This window comes from Vibrio neptunius (assembly GCF_000967495.1).
Classification (GTDB): domain Bacteria; phylum Pseudomonadota; class Gammaproteobacteria; order Enterobacterales; family Vibrionaceae; genus Vibrio; species Vibrio neptunius.
Genome location: NZ_JXXU01000133.1, coordinates 1 through 312, shown reverse-complemented (window position 1 = coordinate 312; position 312 = coordinate 1). Strand labels below are relative to the sequence as shown.

The window sequence follows — 312 nt, the reverse complement described above, 5'->3', positions numbered from 1 at the left end:
CATCGGTTTTAATGCTCCATACTTTATCGCGCCGCTCATAAAGATCTTTTGAAACATTGCTGCCATTGTCCCAGCGGAATACCACACGCGGTAGATCGTACGAGTCTTGGTTGTTGAGATCTTCTCGGGGCCACTCTTTGGCCTTGTAAATAGCGTAACTTGGTTTCCCTGTGTCTGGATCGTAAGTAACGTAGTTATGCTCTGTTATATACACCCGACCATCGTCCCATTGCTGGGCATTTTTGGCCGCGATCCGCTCTTCAACCGTTAGCGGTGGCGCAGCAACAGACTGCGGGGTTTGTGGTGGTTCGA

General features: G+C 50.0%; 1 pseudogene. It reads right to left on the bottom strand.

Annotation, left to right across the window (positions count from 1 at the left end):
• Positions 1 to 312 (bottom strand): annotated as a pseudogene (locus TW84_RS23350) (Tricorn protease domain-containing protein); the annotation flags it as partial.